The 21000-nt window shown below is 21.8% G+C and carries 20 protein-coding genes and 1 pseudogene; 12 read left to right on the forward strand and 9 right to left on the reverse strand.

The genetic code is table 4. From position 1 onward, the window contains the following. Positions 1-860 precede the first annotated feature (860 nt). Both ACE38S_RS00395 and ACE38S_RS00400 read right to left on the reverse strand, forming a co-directional pair. Positions 861-1529, reverse strand: a complete 669-nt coding sequence (locus ACE38S_RS00395) for an IS30 family transposase (RefSeq protein ID WP_374697100.1) — start codon at positions 1527-1529, stop codon at positions 861-863. A gap of 12 nt (positions 1530-1541) precedes the next feature. Then, positions 1542-1811 (reverse strand): helix-turn-helix domain-containing protein, encoded by a 270-nt coding sequence (locus ACE38S_RS00400; protein ID WP_374695867.1) that lies wholly within the window; start codon positions 1809-1811, stop codon positions 1542-1544. Between the two features lie 530 nt (positions 1812-2341). Between ACE38S_RS00400 and ACE38S_RS00405 the strand changes: the two are divergent. Further along, positions 2342-2497 (forward strand): annotated as a pseudogene (locus ACE38S_RS00405) (DNA methyltransferase); the annotation flags it as partial. Positions 2498-2803: 306 nt separating this feature from the next. On the opposite strand, the gene ACE38S_RS00410 reads toward ACE38S_RS00405, so the two are convergent. Further along, positions 2804-2935: a hypothetical protein gene (locus tag ACE38S_RS00410; RefSeq protein WP_374695868.1), complete on the reverse strand. Its 132-nt coding sequence runs from the start codon at positions 2933-2935 to the stop codon at positions 2804-2806. Positions 2936-4106: 1171 nt separating this feature from the next. Here ACE38S_RS00410 and ACE38S_RS00415 point away from each other — a divergent pair. The 7 genes from ACE38S_RS00415 (at position 4107) to ACE38S_RS00445 (ending at position 7805) form a co-directional block, all read left to right on the forward strand. Continuing rightward, positions 4107-4253, forward strand: a complete 147-nt coding sequence (locus tag ACE38S_RS00415; protein ID WP_374695869.1) for a hypothetical protein — start codon at positions 4107-4109, stop codon at positions 4251-4253. A gap of 84 nt (positions 4254-4337) precedes the next feature. After that, positions 4338-4538, forward strand: a complete 201-nt coding sequence (locus ACE38S_RS00420; RefSeq protein ID WP_374695870.1) for a hypothetical protein — start codon at positions 4338-4340, stop codon at positions 4536-4538. Further along, positions 4538-4795 (forward strand): hypothetical protein, encoded by a 258-nt coding sequence (locus ACE38S_RS00425; protein ID WP_374695871.1) that lies wholly within the window; start codon positions 4538-4540, stop codon positions 4793-4795. Before ACE38S_RS00420 ends, ACE38S_RS00425 begins: the two co-directional genes overlap by 1 nt. Before the next feature lie 51 nt (positions 4796-4846). Then, a complete protein-coding gene (locus tag ACE38S_RS00430) occupies positions 4847-5101 on the forward strand; it encodes a hypothetical protein (RefSeq protein ID WP_374695872.1) in 255 nt (84 codons plus the stop codon). Between the two features lie 121 nt (positions 5102-5222). Continuing rightward, a complete protein-coding gene (locus ACE38S_RS00435) occupies positions 5223-5387 on the forward strand; it encodes a hypothetical protein (protein WP_374695873.1) in 165 nt (54 codons plus the stop codon). Between the two features lie 374 nt (positions 5388-5761). Further along, the gene (locus tag ACE38S_RS00440) at positions 5762-5977 is read left to right on the forward strand and encodes a hypothetical protein (protein WP_374695874.1); all 216 of its coding nucleotides are present in this window, start codon (positions 5762-5764) and stop codon (positions 5975-5977) included. Positions 5978-7508: 1531 nt separating this feature from the next. Then, complete coding sequence (locus ACE38S_RS00445; protein ID WP_374695875.1) at positions 7509-7805, forward strand: hypothetical protein; 297 nt, start codon at positions 7509-7511, stop codon at positions 7803-7805. A gap of 1271 nt (positions 7806-9076) precedes the next feature. Here the strand turns inward: ACE38S_RS00445 and ACE38S_RS00450 are convergent. Then, complete coding sequence (locus tag ACE38S_RS00450; RefSeq protein WP_374695876.1) at positions 9077-9406, reverse strand: hypothetical protein; 330 nt, start codon at positions 9404-9406, stop codon at positions 9077-9079. A gap of 1767 nt (positions 9407-11173) precedes the next feature. Between ACE38S_RS00450 and ACE38S_RS00455 the strand changes: the two genes are divergently transcribed. The 3 genes from ACE38S_RS00455 to ACE38S_RS00465 all read left to right on the forward strand — a co-directional run bounded on the left by ACE38S_RS00455 (position 11174) and on the right by ACE38S_RS00465 (position 14356). Continuing rightward, positions 11174-11413, forward strand: coding sequence for a hypothetical protein (locus ACE38S_RS00455; RefSeq protein ID WP_374695877.1), 240 nt, complete (start codon positions 11174-11176; stop codon positions 11411-11413). Between the two features lie 542 nt (positions 11414-11955). Further along, positions 11956-12225, forward strand: a complete 270-nt coding sequence (locus ACE38S_RS00460; RefSeq protein WP_374695878.1) for a hypothetical protein — start codon at positions 11956-11958, stop codon at positions 12223-12225. A gap of 1912 nt (positions 12226-14137) precedes the next feature. Next, positions 14138-14356, forward strand: coding sequence for a hypothetical protein (locus ACE38S_RS00465; protein ID WP_374695879.1), 219 nt, complete (start codon positions 14138-14140; stop codon positions 14354-14356). 706 nt (positions 14357-15062) lie between these two features. Here the strand turns inward: ACE38S_RS00465 and ACE38S_RS00470 are convergent. The 5 genes from ACE38S_RS00470 to ACE38S_RS00490 form a co-directional block, all read right to left on the reverse strand. Next, entirely contained in the window at positions 15063-15848 is a 786-nt protein-coding gene (locus ACE38S_RS00470) for a hypothetical protein (protein WP_374695880.1), read from the reverse strand. An 809-nt stretch (positions 15849-16657) separates the two neighbouring features. Further along, on the reverse strand, positions 16658-16816 hold the full coding sequence (locus ACE38S_RS00475; protein WP_374695881.1) for a hypothetical protein: 159 nt from the start codon (positions 16814-16816) through the stop codon (positions 16658-16660). Further along, positions 16797-17102, reverse strand: a complete 306-nt coding sequence (locus ACE38S_RS00480; protein ID WP_374695882.1) for a hypothetical protein — start codon at positions 17100-17102, stop codon at positions 16797-16799. The genes ACE38S_RS00475 and ACE38S_RS00480 overlap by 20 nt, the downstream gene beginning before the upstream one ends. Positions 17103-17955: 853 nt before the next feature. Beyond that, a complete protein-coding gene (locus ACE38S_RS00485; RefSeq protein WP_374695883.1) occupies positions 17956-18093 on the reverse strand; it encodes a hypothetical protein in 138 nt (45 codons plus the stop codon). Between the two features lie 580 nt (positions 18094-18673). Continuing rightward, positions 18674-18799 carry a hypothetical protein gene (locus ACE38S_RS00490; RefSeq protein ID WP_374695884.1) on the reverse strand — a complete coding sequence of 42 codons (126 nt, stop codon included), beginning with the start codon at positions 18797-18799 and terminating at the stop codon, positions 18674-18676. A gap of 1181 nt (positions 18800-19980) precedes the next feature. Here ACE38S_RS00490 and ACE38S_RS00495 point away from each other — a divergent pair. Further along, the gene (locus ACE38S_RS00495; RefSeq protein WP_374695885.1) at positions 19981-20343 is read left to right on the forward strand and encodes a hypothetical protein; all 363 of its coding nucleotides are present in this window, start codon (positions 19981-19983) and stop codon (positions 20341-20343) included. Positions 20344-21000 lie beyond the last annotated feature (657 nt).

Raw genomic sequence — 21000 nt, forward strand, 5'->3', positions numbered from 1 at the left:
GATAATTTGTTAGAAAGAATAATTGGTCGTATAATAAAAGTAGGGTAAAAATATAAAAGTTATAAATTAATTAATGCAAAAGCAACACCACTTTTATGTAAGTGGTGTTTTTTGTTTTTAACAATAAATATTTGAAATAGTGGAGGGGGCAATATCTTTTTGATTAGCTTTAAGCATTTCCGCTATTTCAAAACACTTTTAAAAATTTAACATTACACTAGTTTTATATTATTTTAGTTAATTTAATATTTTGTTTAATAATTAACTGTTCTTTAAAAACTTAATAGTATTTTTAAGTGTGCTATTTTTTTATTATTTTGCATATTTTTAATATTCCAAAATTTATTTTTACTATATATTTAATATATTTATTTAAAAGACAGAGAGGTAAATAGATAAAAAAGAAAATATTAATATTTTTCTCACTATCTCTCATAAATAATTAGTTAATAACAAAATTAATATATTTGTTAATAAATAAATTAGAGTAAAAGTAAGTAAAAAAGTATTAATAATATATTTATTTCAATTTCTATCATAAACAAACAATATAAATATATTAAATTAAATATTTTTGATAAACATATCTTAAAATTATATATAAAAAATAATGTTAAAAAAATATTTAATAATTTTATTTTAATAAAATACAAAAAATAGGATGATAATTTAATGAAATAATTTAAGACTAATTTAAGTAAGTTAATAAATGATGATGTTTTATCTTTTGTCAAAATATCATAAAATGATAGCGTTAATTTAATATTAACTAATCCACCTTATTTATATGATTTACCAGCAAGAAAAAAAGAACAAATAAATTCCAATGAAATATCGCCTAATTGTAAAGTTAAGTGCAACTAAATTATTTTTCTAACCAAATATTCGATTGGTGAAAGATAATTTAGTATTTTTCTTGGTCTATGGTTTAAAGACAATATAAATTTATGAACTGCATTTTTCGTGGTATTTGAAAAATTAAATTTTTTAGGAAATTTTTCTCTAATTAACCCATTAGTATTTTCATTAATACCTCTTTGTCAGGGTGAATATGCATTAGCAAAATAAATTTTCACATTTAAATTTTTTTCAAGTTGTTGTCAATTAGCAAATTCTTTACCTCTATCAAATGTTATAGTTTTAACAAGATTATTTGGAAGAATTGATAAATAATGGCTAATGTTTTCGTTAATAACTTTAGTAGTTCTATTTTCAACTAACATTGCTAAAGTAAATCTTGATGTTCTTTCAACTAAAGTTATTAAACATGATTTACTTTTACCTCGCGATGATACTATAGTATCATCCTCTCAATGGCCAACAGTTATGCGATTATTAACATTAACATTTCGTTCTTTAATTGATTTACCATTAAATTTACCGCGATTTTCTTGAGATTTTCGTTTCTTACCTTTTCTTCTTAAATTTTTATTAGTAACCTTTTCAAGTAATCCAGAATAAATTCAATTGTAAATTGTTTTAAAACTAATAATTCATTCTTTATGAAAATTTTTAATTCTTTCATAAATTTGTTCAGGCGATTAACATAATAATAATTTTTGTTGTACATATTTTACTAATTCTCTATTTTTAAACTTATGAAAATAAACATGTGATTGTTTTCTATTTTCTGCTTTATTTTGTGCAATTAATGAAAAATAATGATTATTATCTTTATTTCTATTAACTTCTCGAATAATAGTACTAATACTTCGATTAAGATTTTTAGCTATTTCACTAATTTTTAATTTAAATTTCAATTGATTCTCAATATAAATTCTTTCATCTATGCCAAGATGTTTATATCCCATATAAAAAACTCCTTGCTTTAATTTTTCTAAAATAAACTTAGCATCATGAAATTTTTATATGAAATTTTTTGCAATTTTATTTACTTGCACTTACAAGTATAATTTAGCATCAAAAAGTATAAATAAATATATTAATGTTATTTATGATAATAAATTACATAATTAATTTGATATAAATACTTATTTAGATGAATTTTATCTAATTTCAAAAAATAAATTTATGTTAATTTGAATTAATATAAGACAAATTAAAGATTACTTATAATGAGTTTATAAAAATAATATGAATTTTGATTTTTATTTTTGAAAAAAAACAAATTCGATGCCAATTAATAATTTTATTTTGCAAGATAAAGAATATTGTATGATTATTTATTCTAAAAAAGATCCAATACCAAACTATATAAAAACATATGAAAATAAAAAAACAATATTTAAAAAACCAATAGGTTAATAATATAAAAAACATAACACCAAACAGAAAAACCATTAAATATATTTGGTAATTTTATTAAAAACATAGCAAAGAAAATGATTTAATTTTAGATCTTTTTATGGGCAGTGGTACAACCGCATATTATTGTGAACAATTAAACCGAAAATGACTAGGTTGTGAAATAAATAATAATTACTTTGCAATTATAGAAAAAAGAGTAAATAAAATACAAATTAAATTAAATTTTTAAAAAATGAATAATTTTCAATTAATTTAAAAAATAATTTATTTTTTTAAAACTTTTGTAAATTGTTTCAGCCCCAGCATTATCATAAGGATAGCCCCCTCTTCTTTATTGCTTAATGATTGTTTGGTGTTAAAAGTACTTAAGATATTATCAATTATTTTATTTTTAAATTCATTGCCCCAGTCAGTATGAAATAACGTAATTTGTTTTAATGGTATTGTAATTGAATAAAAGGTTTATTGCTCTAATTGTACTATTTTGTTTGTCTCGACACACTATAGCCAATTATTTCACGATTAAACAAATCAATTAACAAACAAAATAATGTCATTTAGTACCAACTTGAACATATGTTAAATCATTAACAACAACTTCATTGGGTTGTTTATTATTAAATTCATGGTTTAAAACGTTGCTAATTTTGTTGTTATTAAAAACCAACTTATGATTACAATTGTTTTAATTTGGTGCATTTAGATACTAACTGATTTTTAATCATAATTTGGTGAATTTTTCTTCGCGATAAGATAATATCTTTTTTAATTTAAAAAGCTTTAATTTTACAAGATCCATAAATTTTTCGATTATCATTGGATGCACTGATGACTTTTTGTTCATAATTATTAACATCAACAATAGCCACATTTATTAATTTGATAGTAATATGTTGATTTTGCTATCTTTAATTTTGATCCTATTTGACCAATTTTTCGCACAGAATATTTTTCTTTATTATTGTTAATAATTTCTATTTTTTATCAACCATTAGCACCGCTTGCTTTAAAAGGTTGTTTTTCCATTCGTAATTAGATTAATTCTTTCCGCAAGGCAATCAGTTAATTTTTTCAACAGTGCGATTATTTTTCGCTTTAAAAAATCCAGAATTATGAATTTTTTCAATTAACTGATATATAGTTGATTTTGACACCTTATATTATTTAAAAATTTCAAGAATGTTTTGCTATTTTGATAAAGTAAAACAATTTGTTTTTTTTAAATTCATCGGTATATGAATTTCTTCCTATTTTTATATTTCTACTTTTTTCATAATTATATTTTATTTGAAAGTCCACATAAATATGGTCCAACTTATTGTAAAGTATCCATAATAAAAAAGAGGAGTTTATAAAATGGCACTTACAAAAGAACAATTAATCGAATAAGGTTTAAGTGAAGAAATTGCAGAAAATATCTTAAATTAGTTTAATAATGAAGAAAAGCAAATTAGAGAAAGTGTGCAAAAACGCAAAGATGTTATATCAAAAGAAGATTTTGTTAAATTATCTAATGAATTAGATTAATTAAAAGCCTTTAAAGATGTTTCGCTACTAAAATTGAAGATATTAAAACTAATTTAAATAAAGTTAGTGGTAGTTCTTTAACTGTAAAAATGCAAACTTTAAAATAATTAAAACATGATTTGTTTATGCAAGAATAACCATCATTTTCACTAACTAATTTAATTAAAGATATGATTGAAAAATCGGTTTAAAATAAGAATGATTAAATTGAAATTATTAAAGAAAAAGGAGCATATACTTCGGAAGATATTAAAAAATTAACTGATTATACACTTAAAAACCTTGGATAATAAGGAAGGGAGTGAAATATTATGGCAACAATTAATTTGCCACAAATACCTTTTGCGTTAGGGGGTAATACAACAGATCAAAAAGCGTATGTCGATATGGTTAATGCTTTATTTTGAGTGGACTTTTATATAACGAATATGCAAGTATTATGCAAAAATATGCAATAGCAACTGTTAAACGAGTTGTTTGATTACCTAACGCAGGACAAGCAATATATAAAAAAATTTAACTCATCGTTGTGGTATGACAAGATGAGATTATGCATTACAAAACGGTGGGACAACTCACAAACTATAGGATTAACAAGAATTTCGGTTCTGATTGATAAAAAATTTAATTTAAAATTAATGAATGAGGCTTTTTATTTAGCAATGATAGAACAAAATATTAAAAATGGTGTTATTGTTGACGATATTTCTGGTGTTGTGCAGAATAAATTTGTTAATTTATAATGTGAATTAATTCAAACTATTTATGATTATTATTTAGCAGATGGTCAATATGAAGTAATTCTATTTCGTATAGTTATACAGCCGATAATGCCGATGATGCAAATAAAGCACTCTTTACATTAAATGTAACTTTAATTGAGTTAACAAATCAAATTAGTAATTTATATTTTGGTTTGCCAATCGATAAAATGTTTATGTTTTTAGATCGAAGAGCCTATTTAGGGTTAACACCTGCTTATTTAAAAGTAATTTGTTAACAATCCTGATTAAAAGCAAAGGTTAATTGTGAATTATATGAAAATATCGCAATGGGTATTCCTGTATCAAAAAGTTTTAATTTAGAAAAAACATATACAAAAGGACAAGTTAACCGAGATAAAGGTTATAATTTTAATAATATAAATGGTTTACTTATTAATAAACAAGTATGAACATATTCAATTAATATGGATGCTATTCAACAAGTTTTAAATAATGATATTGTTAACCCTAAATTAATTGGTGAAGTGTGCAATTTGCAACACCAACTATTTTATATCCAAAAATATGTAAAACTGTTTTAGAAAAAAAAAACAACACAAGATGAAATTAATCAAGCAATTAATAACTTAAATAAAAATTATCATGTATCTATTGGATTATATTAGAACAATAATTACATAACCTAATTTATGAAAAATTACAATGTCAGGAGATACTTCTGATGTTTCCGAATTAGAAACAGCAGTTAAATCAAAAAATCATAGTTATCAAAATGGAGATTTTATATTAGAAAATATAAAATCTCCTATTGTGTTGGTAATTGCTAATCCAAATAAATATAGTGGAACAGTTAAATTAAGTTATTAAAAATAATTAATTATGAATTTATTAATATTACGATTTTTAACTTTATTAGTATCTAATTTAGAAAATAAACCTTTAATAAGTAAATTTGTAAATTTAATTAATATAGTTAATAAAGTTAAAAATAAAGTATTAAAGTAAATTAATTATGTTACTGATAAATGTAATAAAATTACAAATAAAATTGAAGATATTTATCAACGATTAAATCCTTATACTTATTTAGATTTAATTAAAAAATTTCATAAAAAGAAATACAACAAATATTAAATCAATTATAAAAAGATAATAATATTAAAAATAGAGAATAATTTAAAAATGAAAATTATCTAAATACTAATTGGCAACCTTTAAATAGTAGTTGATTTGATAGTGGTATGTTTAATATAACAAATAAATTAACTTTAACAGGTAATTTAACTATTTTAATATATACAAAAACAGTAAAACACCCAAAATTTTATGGTCCATATGTTTATCCTGGTATTCCAGTTGAAATTTGAAAATCATTAAGTAATGCTGTATATAATGCAGGGACTTTATTTTGGTGTTATTGATTAAGAAAATGATTGCCTAGTCATTTAATAAATTAAATTAAAAAAACGATTACCACAATAATTAAAAGAAAAATACTCAAAAGGAAATATTAAATTAACATTACCAACAGTTCAAAAATTACAACAAATTAAAAAATTTATTAATAATTTAAATATTAAGCATTTTAATTTTGATTTTGCTGGTGAAATTAATAATAAAAAATGATATCGATAGCAAAAAAGTGATGTTAAAAACATTAATAATTTATATAAAATACCATTTAAAGTATGTTTTATAAAACTAATCAGGCTATTAAAATAAATAAAAAAAGTACAAAGAAAAGTTAATGTTTATAAACCATCTAATTTAAGAAATAAATATCGTAATCAATTAAGGGGTGTTTTGTATAGGAAATAATTTAAATAATTTATTATTTATAACAGTTGAAGATATAAAAGAAAGTAAAATTTGACAACCCATTAATGATCATAAGCAATCTGCTTATAATGATAATTTAATTTAAAATGCTATTTTAAAAACTAGTTTATGAATGGATAGATTATCAGGTGGCACAATTTAAGATAAAATAAATAAAAAAGATTTATTCCCATGAGTAAAAAAAGATAATACTGTAATAATTGAATATGATAAATGATTAAGTTATATTCAATCTGCCTGTTTATTAGCAGTTATGAATTGATATTTACCAAAAGGAGTTAATGATTTAACTGATAGTGCATTATTTTCACAAGGTGGGGTTGCTTATTTACAAACTAATAACCGAAGAAAATAAAAATATTACTTGTGATGTTAAAAATTATTTAAAATTAGCTGGTGAATAATTGATATTATATCTAGTAAAAACAGTATCTAGACCTTATAATTATAGTTTAGATAATTAAACTCATCCATGATAAGAATAATATAAACATATTAGTAAAAAAACTTTTTATCCAAAATTATTATTTTGATTAAAAGAATTATTACAAACAGATAATTCAATAAATATAAATTATCCTATTATTAATGATTTTTCTAAAATTAATTATAATGAGTATATTAAATTAATATAAATGATTAAGAAATTGTTGACACTAGTGATTTAGATAATACAAGGTTTGATTATGAAATACAAAATTGAGATAAAGAAAATTATAAATACAATATTTGAATTAGAACAAGTATGCAAAATAATTATTATTTATCAACGTACAAAAATTTTAAGGGAAAAATAACTTTTGGATCATTTGATTTAGAAAATAAATTTTCTCATCGTGTATAATTAGAAGATGATAGAATTATTTCTATACGTACTGGTGGGACAGATGGAACGATTACTGGTTTACACATTGAAAGAAAAAAAGTAAATCAGAAAAGATTTTAATTAATTAAACAAGATAAAACAACTTTATTATAAGGGGTTCTTTTTACTTTGAAATTGATTTAAAAAAGACCCTATTTTAACTTATAATTAATTTAACTCATAAAGATATTAGAGAATGGGAAATAAAATATAAAATTCGTAGTTGGGTAGTTAGTTTTTATACATTAATATTTTTAGCATTAAATTGTTAATTAAAATATAGAATGATTGATGGTATTAAAAATAAAATTGATTGATATAATTATGGTCAATATTGAGGTAATGGCATCGCTATTTTATTAACACCCTTATTTACCCATGGAATTCATGGTGTATTTGTTGTTAGTAGTAAGCCAAAAGTAGATATGAAAATTGATATTCCACGATTAAAAGTTTCTAAAATAGGATTAGTATTTACAATTTTATCTTTCATTACTTTAATAATTTTTTTAATTATTATTTGAATTGATAAATCAAAATGAAAAAGACCATTTAAGACATTGTTTAGATTGTTGGATTAATCAGTGTGTTATTCAATCAAGAATAGTAAAACAATGAAATAATTTAGATTGTATAACAGAAGAAATATTTAAAAATATACAAAATTAAAATATTAAAAAACAAAAGCAAGAAAATAACCAAGAAATAAATATAAACAATAACTCTTAAAATAATATATAATTATAGTAAGGTTAACCAAATATAAAAAATAACTATAATTTTGTTCTGAAAGAATGAATGGCCACTGTTTTAGTAAGGATAAGAAAGAAAATATAAAAAAATTGGAATTAAAAGTAATTACTAATTAATTACTTTACTTATTTTAGTAGGCGCAGGAGAAGTGGATAGGCTTAATATTCTAGGATTATCTGCTAAAAAAGTTAAAAAATATAAAGCAGAAATTATATAATTAATAACTGCTGTTATTGCCCATGAAAAACATTTATGGATACCTGATTATGCAACAGAATTCTCCCTTAAAACAGGTCAAATTAAAAATGTTAAAAAAACAAGTAAAAATAAACGATAAAAAACAAACAAAAAAGATGCTATTAGAAAAATAACAAATAGTATTTAAAAAATAACCAATTAAGGTTATTTTTTATTTTTATTTATTGTGTTTTATATAAAAATTAATAATATATTATATTCGTTGCGAATAAGTATCAAAGTTAGATAATTGATTTCAAACTTTTTCTTCATTTTAATTTAAGTAAACATTAACATTTCGAATTTTGCAAGAATAATATTTTTATGTTTTTTGATTATATGAATGTTTCATAATATTATCTCTCATAATTAGTTATAATAATGGTATCTCATAAATGATTACTTATTTTATTATTATTATATTTTCAACCCTTATCATATTAATAAGTTAAATTAACATCTTTTTCATATTTTTAACAATTGATTTGGTATGTTTTGGTGATACTCAATTAATGTTGCGCACTTTTTTGTATTGTATTTAACTGTTTTAATTATTTTTAATAAATCATATCTATCTTTGCTCGCATTGGCAGATGTATATAAACAATCTTCAATATTAATAATTGCATCTGGTTTTATATTAAGGCTGAGTTTTTTGCTTCGATGCGGTTTAAATCGTCCTTTGTTTGCTTATGATGGATTTTAATGTTTAATTGATCTAAGTAATCATCATTAAAATTAATTGCTTTTGTTGTTTGTTCTTACACTGTTTAATCTTTAATCCATCCGTAATTTTTTACTAGTAAGAGTAAGTATAGGGTTAGGGTGAAGGAATATTATTATGATCCCCTACTTAATCTTATTATTTATTACCAATGACAGCAGCTCGTAGACAGGCAACTTTAGCTTTAATATCATTTTCATCGACACCAATGCTTTTGCTACCTTCATATTCTAACCATAGTTTATTTTTAATATCATCGTTATTTTTTTTAGCGTTTGCTAAAATATATTTAATTGTTCCTTTTTCATCTTTTGCTGTTTTATCAGGTTCGTTATTATTAGTTAGATTTAACATTCGATTAATTTTAGCTTTAATTTTATTTTCTGTTGCACTTAAAATTGCTTTATTACTATTTTCCGGACATTCATGAATTTTTAAATGAATTGGACAAAATATTGGTATTCTCATTATTAATTCCCTCTTATTTCACAACGTTTATATAATTATAACTTAAAAAGTGAATAAAACTAAGAGTTTTATATTGTTGTAAATTTAAATGTCACATTTTATTTAATTTTATTATAACACAAAAAATAATTATTAAATATAATTTTATTTTTAAAATTATTATATTTTTATCTTAAATTTATGAATTTTGGCATACTAAAAATAATTTAATAAATTATTTGATTAATTCAATAAAAAATTATTAAATATATGATAATAAATTTAAAAATAATTGTTGTGAATTTAATCGCTGTAAATAAAGCCTTGGTTTATTATTAATAATATCAATAATTAAATCTATTTCTTGTTGCGTAACATTATTAAAATCTGTTCATTTAGGAAACTAATGTCTAATATCTATATTATTTTTTCAACTAATGGTTTTTATGTGGGCTTTCCAGCATTAGCAAAATAAACTTTTATTTTACAAATATTTTCAAGTTTTTTCACTTGCTAAATTATTTGATCGCATAAAATAATTGGTTTGTGGGAATTTTCCAAAAAATAATAAAAAGACAGAAATAAAATTATGTCTTTTTTAATTATGTTAAAATTATTGTTAACTTTGTTTAGTTTAATAAAATAACAGCAGAATAAACCTAATAAAACTTCCCTACTTGTAATGTTGCAAAAACCAAGCAACAACAAGTGAGGATAAATAATATAGAGGGGGGCGTAACTACTATGACCAATAAAAGCAATTATTTTAGGCAATATAAAAGAGTTATCATGGTTTTGAAATAAATATTTAACCCGCAATGGTTAAAATGTTAGTTAGTGTTCCACAATAAAAAAATTTTATAAATATTACTATTTATAAGTAGGTTTTGAAAGTGTCCCTAAAAGAACTTTGTTGAAAAGAGTTAAAAATTAAATTATAAAATAAAACAATATTGATTAATAAATGTCAGTGTTATATTAATGAATACTTTACAAAATTAATCAAAAACAGAAAAGGTGTTTGATGTTATAAAAAATATGTTTGTAATTGTTTAGCGATTTTATAATTTATTAATAAACAAAAAATAAATGCTAACTTTTGATTTTTAACTTTGCAATGCCAAAATAATCATCAAATTCTTAAAAAATTAGTTTTTTTAAAAAATAAATGAAAAATTATTAATATCAAAAATTAGGAAAAATAGATATATATTATATATAGATTTAAGAAATTTCACAAAGTGATCAAGCTGGAACACTAAAAAATAAACGAAGAGGGAGGAATATATGATAAGATTAATCAATTATAATTAAATTAGTACTGCACAAGGCATAATAGTAGTTGCAAGTGATTAATCAAACCAATGCCTAAGGGAAAATATACCTAAAAGAGGATGGACAATAAAGTTATTTAACAAATAACTAGTGAAAAATAAAAGAAAAGAAAGATAGTAGCAAGGTTGTATAAAAAAGATTGGGTTTTTGAAAAAACTTGGAAATTGAATAAGAATAATAAACTAAACCATTTACTAAAATGGTTTAGTTTATTTGTAAAATAAAAATTATTAATTGATTTAGAGAAAGGACAGTATCTTAAATATTTACATAAAAACTATAATAACTTTTTGATACCACCTTTAAGTTATTTACACATTTATTAAATATATTAAAAACTTTTACAAAGTGTACCTGTTTTTCTCCAATTTTAAGGTGTTGTCCTTTCTCTGTTTAAATTAATTAATTTGGCTAATAAATAAAAAAACTCAATATCAAAGAAAGGGATGAGTAATGAAAATTAATAAGCAACAAACAGTATGTGGTGTTGATAATTACTATAAAGCAATATCATTCATTATCGAAGAATTTTTATCAAATAAAGTTTTATGAACTTGTGAAAAACATAAAGATTTATTAAATCAGACAAAAGATAAAAAACAAAAGAGATTTTATAAACGTTTAGAAAATTCAAAAATTATCTTTGATTGAGAAACTGGTTTTTTAAAACTTTGATTTTATAAAACAACTTAATGCAAGTGTGGAACGGTTATTTTAAATAATTAAGTACTTCCATAAGAACATGAGTTTAAACTCATTACCACAGCCAGCCGAGGCAAGTACTGAAATAGTATATTAGGAAATATGTAAATCGACGCAAGTTATATTATTAAAAATAACTTGCGATAGTGGCGATAAGTGCAAGATCAACATCAAACCACAATAAATATTGAGATGATCACTTTATAAATAAATTTGGCGATAGATATTACTTCTTAGAAGTGGCGGCTGTTTTAAAAACCACAAAAATAGCACCAATCTCTTTAAGGTGCAAGTAAATTTATTTTAAAAACTGAACGTTTTGACCTGAAATGGTGTGGAATAAGAGAGATAATTATCTGGTTTTACCTTATAAAAATAACTGTTGATTATTAAATAATATACAGCCACCGCTTACCACCAGTGAAACGGATGGCGTAGTAAATAAATAGATAAATACTTATATAACTAATTCTCTCGCTTTAGAACTTTCACTTGGGGAGTAAGTTCCAGCGAATTAAAAATAGGAGGAAAAAATGACAGAATATAAAAGTTTGTATATTAATAAAACTTGAAATGAAATAACAATATCATTTGATTGAGTTAATTGTCAACATTTTAATTGTCGTATTTCTCATCATAAAAATAATTATGATTTACAGTGTTTATACTTTGCAAAAATGTACTTAAATTTATTTAAAAATAAATGAGATGTTATTAATTCATATATGCGACATTACAAAATTAATGATATTTTAGATTTGTCATTAGATGGTTGAAAAATATTACAAATTGATAAAAAATAAATCAAACAATTTAGGAGATTTATATGAAAAAGAAAATTTGTCTTAAACAAAGATATTGAGATTATTTTTTTAAATGCAATAAATAAAACAAATTACAAAAACTAATTATTAGAAGTTATCCAGTATCACAATAAGATATTACTGATGAACATTGAACATTAAATACTAAAAATAATTAGGAGGAATAAGAAAATGTCATATTGTATTAGTGATTACTTAAATGAAAAATGAATTAATAATAACGCATTAAAAATTACAAATAAAGATATTATTTATGCGGAAATTGATAGTGAATATGATTTAGGTTGATAATTAAATTTATATCTTAAATTTGGTAATTAAGAACAACATGTAGATAATGTTTCGTTTCCAACATATTTTAACTTAAATTTAAAATGATATGAAATTGATGGGGTTAAATGTTTAATAATTAACTATTTATAATATGAAAAAACAGATTATGGGGTGATAAATTATAAATAAAAGATAATTATTAGTAATGAAAAGTAAGTATGGTGGTTTAAAAACGAAATTCCTTTATACATTAGAAAAAACAAAATATATCACTAATTTTGAAAATGAGCAAGAATGATTAACTACAATTATTTATTTATAAAACAACAACATTAAATAACAAGTAACTGAATAATATGTGAAAAAATGAAAATTGTTCTGTTTATACAGAAGATGATTTATTTAATATAAGCACTTGAAAAATGTCCTTCAGAAGAAAGTGCATATTAATATATTGATAATTTAATTATGAATATGGAATTAGATGAAATTTAATTATGGCAAATTTAAATTTAAATAATCAAATTAAAAATATTACTTATTCATTTTATTTAAAAGGTAATGATTTTTAAGAATAATGCTTAAAAGCATTACCGATTAAAAATTTAATTTGATAATCATGGTTAATAATTAACAGAGTTTATCTATCGTCATCTTAATCACTATGCATTAAATAGTTATAAAGATATACATTTAAAAGATATACTCAGTGCTATTAGTAAAATTGATTTTGTTTTTAGAGAACCATTTTAATTAATAAAAGATTTTAAAAATTAATTAAATCGAATTAGAGTTAACATTATTAATTTAGAAAAAGTATTTCAAAATAATAAAATTAAAATTAAAAATATTCTAATACAAGTTCTATATTTAATACAATAACAGTTTATTTAAACTAAAAAACAAAAACAAGAAAATATAGTTTAATATGTTAATAATTTAACATCTGATATAGGGTTAGACATGGATCAAATTTAAGATGAACAAATTCGTGCTATGGGAAGATGTAACAAAAATTGAGTAAGAATTAGAAAAAAATACTAGTAAATTTCGGAAAGAAAAATTATTAGTTAAAGATATTAATATATTAGATATTAATGATGATTTTTTACAAGAAACCGATAAATTATAACTTATTAATCTTATTAAAAACTATTTAATTATTGATGAACAAATTGTTAAAAACGAAATTAAAAAATAATGAGATAGTAATAAAGATATTAATAATATTGGAGTTAACGGAATTAAATTTAAAATAAATAAAGGAGAAAAATAAAATGACAAATTAATTACAACGGTATATTAAAGGTGCAATTATTAAATATGAATTAAAAGTTAATGATAAATATGTAAAAGAAAATATTTTATCACTTGAATAATTAAAAATGAAAAATTTGAATGTGATACTATAAATTATTGCTTAAAAATTCATGAGATTAATTTTAATGCAAATACCAGTGATTATAATGAAATTATTGGTGCTTATGCTTTCGGTGTTAATCGTTTAACTGGTGAAATAAAAGGAATTTTATTAAGAAAAGCCGATATTGACCGTTTAAAAAATAGTAGTCCAAGTGGAAATAGTGAATATTCACCTTGAAATAAATGACCAAAAGAAATGGTTGAAGCAAAATTATATCGTAAATTAGCCCAAGAATTAGTTATATATATTACTGACATTGATTTAGATGAAAAAGAAATAAAAGAAGATGGTAATTTTGATTATATACCTTTTAATGATATTACTGTCGCCAAAAATAAGGGGCAGATGAGTGATGAACACTTGTTAAATAACCCCCTCCTTTTCTTCCGCAACAATCTTATACAAAAGAAATAGCGGACACAAACAATAATGTAGTTAAAGAAGAAGATATTTATAATTTAGTACCAGTAGTTAATAATAACAACGATGAGGATTGAGTAACTTGATAAAAATAGGTGTATTTACCAGTCAGGAACAGGCACTACCGATATTGTTGCTTTTAAAAATAATAAATTAATTGATAAATCCGAATATATACATCGTTATTTAATTACACAAGATGTGTTAAGACCCATTGGTTTTTGCATATCACTAGCAATTTTAGATAACGATTTATTATAAGAAATTATAATACTATTTGGCAAACCGATTTGTTGAAAAACATTTTGTTGCATGTCAAATTATAATTGTTTCGCCGTTTCGCTGAACCATATTTTAAATAAATATCAGTAATATCAGTATAACATTTATTAATTGATGTAATTTTAATTTGATCAGTATAATTCACACTAATAAAGTCAAAAAGCTTTTGGTAAAGTCAACATATAATCAAAATCCTGTTTAACAATTTATCTAAGTTATGGCAAATTTATTTTGCTTGATATAGCGACATTGGATTGTTAATTCATAATTGGTTGTGGCAACAATTGCACACGATGTGATGAATTAGTAACAATCAGTGACTTATCTTGTAACTGTGGGTTAGCAACTTAATGACAACTAACAAAAAACTATTCATATCAATATTAAAAATAACTTTAATTATAACTACCCCGTTCTGTTACAATCCAAATGGTCCGGTGTATTTATAAATCTTTTTAAAAATAAAATTATAACCAAATAAATATGTAAACTGAATAATACGCGAATAATTACGAGCAATAATTCAATCATCGTATAATTCCGGAAATTGTTTTTTAACAAATGGTCGCATTTCTGTTTCATATAAATTTTCTAAATTTTGTTTAAAATGACCATTAAAACCTAATAAAATTAAATATGAAGCAATAATAAAAATTAATAATAAATTGATTATTGAATAGCGATCAATAAAAGCAAATAATTTAATACCTAATAAACTAGGATTAGTTTTGACTAATGTAACAAAAATAATCGTAAATAAAGTGACAATCATAAATGATAGTAGTAATAATGGCGGGGCAAGATATAATAATAAATGCATTGTTCGGACATGTTTATTTTTTAAATGTAATTGCGTTGCAAAAAATGTTCGTCCTAAAACATAATCTAACCCTGTTCCCGATAAAAAATAATACTGATTAAATAATTGTAAATCATTAACATAAAATGTTTTCTTTTTATAAGACTTGGTAACTAAAACTGGTTCTGGTTTACGAACAACTTTTAAGTCAGTAATTTTCTTTTTAATTAAATAGCGATCAATAACTTCTAATGATGTCATTGTTTGACTATGAGTATTATTTAAATTTGGAATTGGCACTAAAATATTTCGATAAGACATAACTAAAAAAATCAATATGATAACATTAATCGCAATAAAAAATCCAATTAAAATAAAGGCAATTTCATTATTTTCTAATATCATCGTAATCATTCTCCTTACTAATTATAAATAATAAATAAACTGATATTCTTCATATTATAACTTGAAAGTTTCCATATTTGTAGGTTATTTTTTTTTAAAAAGTAATTTTTTTATTATCTTTTTTAATTAATTTTATTTGTTAATGCTACCTCTTTAATCTATACATTTAAATTTTTTGTAAGCGTTGGGTTATCAACCATTTTTATAACATTTTTTATATGGACTGTTGTTTTATAAATTCAAAAGGTATTAAATAATTTAAACTACCATGAATTCAAATATTGTTATATCAATGCACAAAGTTAAATAATTTGTATTTTAATTGGGTTAAATTTATAAATTTTTGTTACTTGACAAATTATTTTTTAAAACTTTTGTAAATTGTTTCAGCCCCAGCATTATCATAAAGATAGCCTTTATTGCTTAATGATTGTTTGGTGTTAAAAGTACTTAAGATATTATCAATGATTTTATTTTTAAATTCATTACTCCAGTCAGTATGAAATAACGTAATTTGTTTTAATGGTATTGTAATTGAATAAAAGGTTTCTTTGCTCTAATTGTACTATTTTGTTTGTATCGACACACTATAGCCAATTATTTCACGATTAAACAAATCAATTAACAAACAAAGATAATGTCATTTAGCACCACATTGAACATATGTTCAATCACTAACAACAACTTCATTAGGTTGTTTGTTTATTATTAAATTTATTAAATTAACAGTTTAAAACGTTGCTAATTTCGTCGTTATTAACCACCAAATTATGATTACGATATTTTAATTTGGTGTATTTAGATACTAACTAATATTTAATCATAATTTGGTGAATTTTTCTTTGTGATAAGATAATATCTTGTAAAATTAAAGATTTTTTAATTTTACAAGATCCATAAATTTTTCGATTATCATTGGATGCACTGATGACTTTTTGTTCATAATTATTAACATCAACAATAGCCACATTTATTAATTTGATAGTAATATGTTGATTTTGCTATCTTTAATTTTTGATCTATTTGACCAATTTTTCGCATGGAATATTTTTCTTTATTATTGTTAATAATTTCTATTTTTTGCCAATTATTAACACTGCTTGCTTTAAAAGGTTGTTTTTCATTTATAATTATATTAATTATTTTCGCAAGGCAATCAAAGTTCATTTTTTCAACAGTGCGATTATCTTTTGCTTTAAAAAATCCAGAATTATGAAATTTTTCAATTAACTGATATATAGTTGATTTTGACACCTTATATTATTTAAAAATTTCAAGAATTGTTTTGCCATTTTGATAAAGTAAAACAATTTGTTTTTTAAATTAATATAACGATGAATTTTTTCCTATTTTTATATTCTTACTTCTTCATAATTATATTTTATTTGAAAATTCACATAAATATGATCCAACTTATTGGAATCTATCCATTGATTGTTTGTAAAAATCATCTATTTTTAAAATATAAATATCATTAATGTTATCTTTTAAATAATAATTTTGTTGTTTGATGAATTAAAAGTTATATTAATTTTTTTATTTTTGATATCTAATTCAAAAGTTAAATAATTTCTTGTTTGGTTAAAAATAATTTTATAAAGATCAAATAAACTTATTTCTGATTGATTATTTTGTATAAATGTATATTTATTACTATTGTCTGATTTATTAGTTAATATTAAGTTATTATCATTAAATTATTTTAAGGAACTATCTTTTTAAAATAAAAATAAAAATTTCTATATAAATTATTTAAAACAATTTCATTTATATAATTGTTAATTAATATTTTAAAATAAAAATATTCCAATTATCATCTTATAACTAACTATATAAGATTTATTTTATTAAATATTTTCGATATTTGTTATTGTTCCTAAATATATTTTTTGATTAAAATTATTGATTATATAAGCATAATCACCAATAATGTTGTTTATATTATTTTTATTTAATGTAAATTTTGAAACTTGTAAAACATAAATATCTTCATAAATATTATGATTTTCAACAACACTATATATTGATAATGTTGAATAATTTAATCCATTTTACTGACATTTTGCTGAACAATCATCAAACTTCAACACCACCGGCAACCAGCGCCTTAATTTTGGGTTTTAATTGGATTTTCATGTAATCTAACAGTTAGTTCTAATTTATTAATTCTTTTATTTTTTGTTTTAGGTTTATTAATTATTGATTTTTTTGGTAAATTACTTTTTGTTTGTACCATTTTTTTCAACTCCCTTTGCTAAAAAATATTGTAAATGTTTTCAAGCGTCGTGTTTGTGTTCTGTCATTTTAACACTTCCTTTATAGCTATAATTTTTCTTAACAATTGGTGATTGTAAAACATATTTTAAATTAAATCGATATTTGTATAAAACTTTTACACCACCAATGAATTTAGGGATAAATAATGGGTTTTTTTTATTTTTAATCCCCTATGAAGTTGATAACCTTCAATTATTACAAGAACTTTATTAAAATAAGAACAAGTTTGCTTTTTAAATTCATTTAATATTAAATAGATATTATTTATTGCTTATTCTTCATCTTTATAATTAAAAGTAATGTTATTAATTATTTTATTTTGCAAAACATTATAAATAACAATACCAGTTTGTCCAATTCCAGCATGGTCAATTGTAATAATATATTTTAATTTGGTGTATTTGATTTTTTTATCAATTTGTAATATTATTTAACCATGCGAAGCCAAGTCTAAAATATCATTAATTTTGTAATGTCTCATATATTAATTAATAAAATCTCATTTATTTTTAAATAAATTTAAATACATTTTTGTTTATTATAAATATTTATAAATCATAATGCTTTTTATGATAATAAATACGACAACCAACAGCTTTACAAATAACTCAATCAAATGATGTTGTTATTTCATTTCAAATTTTATTAATATACAAACTTTTATATTCTGTCATTATATTTTTATCCTTTAATTTTATTTTTTAAATAAACAGAAAATTCCTTTGTTGGTTAATATTTTGATATTTAGTAAATAATGTATTTTATTTTAGTATTTATTCATTTCGCCACCTGCTTAACCACCATAGTGAAGCGGGGCGGCGGCTATAAAGTTATTTAGACATAGTTTATTATCCCCCGCGGAAGTAAAAAAAAATTACTCAGTTATTAATTACGCTTCATCCATCCCTAGACAACTTTATATAAAGAAAATAACCTTTTTGAGTTACAATCATCTTGTTTTTTAGTGTCCGGTATTGTTTTTTTGGTTTAACAACACTCTTTTTATGAAAACAAGATAAAAAAACGCGATCTGACATTTCGCAAGCGATTAATCTTGCTGAAGAATTAAAGAAATAAATAGTAGTAAAATTAGTTTCGCTTTCATACCTTTTTAAGGCTTCGTGTCATAGATGAGTTCTTCGTCTTTCATCATCAAAATATTAAGTTTAAGAGTTGCATTATTGATCGGATAATACCTTTATTTAAGGGATTTATAAAAATAAATTTTATTTTATGTAGAAAAAACAAAACTTAATCTATTTTTATGATAAAAGTTCTAAATTTAAAGATACCATCCGATCAATAATGCAAATAAATTTATGTTTTTTAATATAAAAATAAAAAAAAAAAACAATCTCACAATAATTGTTTTTTGCTGGTTAATCTTACAGGACACCTTTTATAAATAAATATTTATTAGAATAAGATATCATCAAACGAATAATTTATTACCTCCCGTCTCATATTAATGGCTGTTTCTTTTATTCATTTAACTAATTTGACAACAAACACCAAGACAATAGCCTTGTGGTTTTACTTTAGTAACTTTCATTTTTTTACAATTCCATTCTTTTTTATTAATTAATAATATTTTTTTATTAATAATATTATAATTAAAAATTCCTTATTTTATCATTTTAAAATAATCACAGAAAATGTTCATTAATGATCATAAATTTGATATAATTATGCCGTCTATTTTAAGGTAAAGTTTTATTTTTTTCTTAAAATATTACAATTATCTTAAATAATAAATTCAATTTGGGATAAAAATTATTTAATATAAAAAGCTAATGATTAATATTATTTAACATTAGCAACATTGATTTGATTTCATTATGAAAGGAGATTACATATGCCAGTAACCTCAAAAGCTAAAAGCAAAAAAATGCCTTCAGCTAAAAAACCAACATCAAAAAATGCGACAGAAGAAAAATGATTATTCATTAAATCACAAGCAGTTATTGATTCAACGATAGCAACGAAAAGATCAATTAATCGCTCGGTAGGAGATGTTTATACAAAAACCGCAGCAGATTATCGTGCAAAAGATGGAATGGCTATCACTATTGCTATTACAGCAGAAAGATTAATTGCAGAACGATTAGGCAAAAAAACTAATCAACGTAAAGTAATTGAAACAAAAAATATTAAAAAATCTATGGAAAAGGTAACGGTTGGTGAAGCGAAAGCACCCGCTAAAAACAACAGGAAATAAAACTTTATCAAAAAAATAATAACAAAAAATAAGTAATGTTAACAATAACTAGATTTTCTAGCTATTGTTTTATTTAAAATTTTTATTAATATGTTTGCTGTTTTTATAAACCTGAATTGTAAATATATTTGGGACACTTTATTAAATATTTTGTATTAAATCCAATTAATTTTTATAATTTAATGATTTTCTTAGTATTAAATTTATTTTCAATGTTATTTTATTTAAGTCATCTTGAAAAATATTAATAAATCTATTCCTTTTGGTAAACTTTGTCTCAAAATTTCATTATTATTTTCCTTTAATCCTCTTTGGCCAAGACAACCAGTATCAGTAAAATAAACTTTTATTTTATAAATATTTTCAAGTTTTTTTCACTTGCTAAATTATTTACTACGAGGCGTCCTATAATATTAACCAGCAAAAAACAATTATTATAAAATTATTTTTTTATTTTTATATTAAAAAACATAAATTTATTTGCATTATTGATCGGATGGTATCTTTAAATTTAGAACTTTTATCATAAAAACATATTTTTTACTTTTTTTCCTACACAAAATAAACGATATTTTTTATAAATAATTTTAATAAAAGTATTATTTGGTGAATAATTCAACAAGATATAATTTGACTTATGTATCTACACAGCTCATC

It is taken from the genome of Spiroplasma endosymbiont of Polydrusus formosus (assembly GCF_964263245.1).
Taxonomy (GTDB): domain Bacteria; phylum Bacillota_I; class Bacilli_A; order Mycoplasmatales; family Mycoplasmataceae; genus Spiroplasma.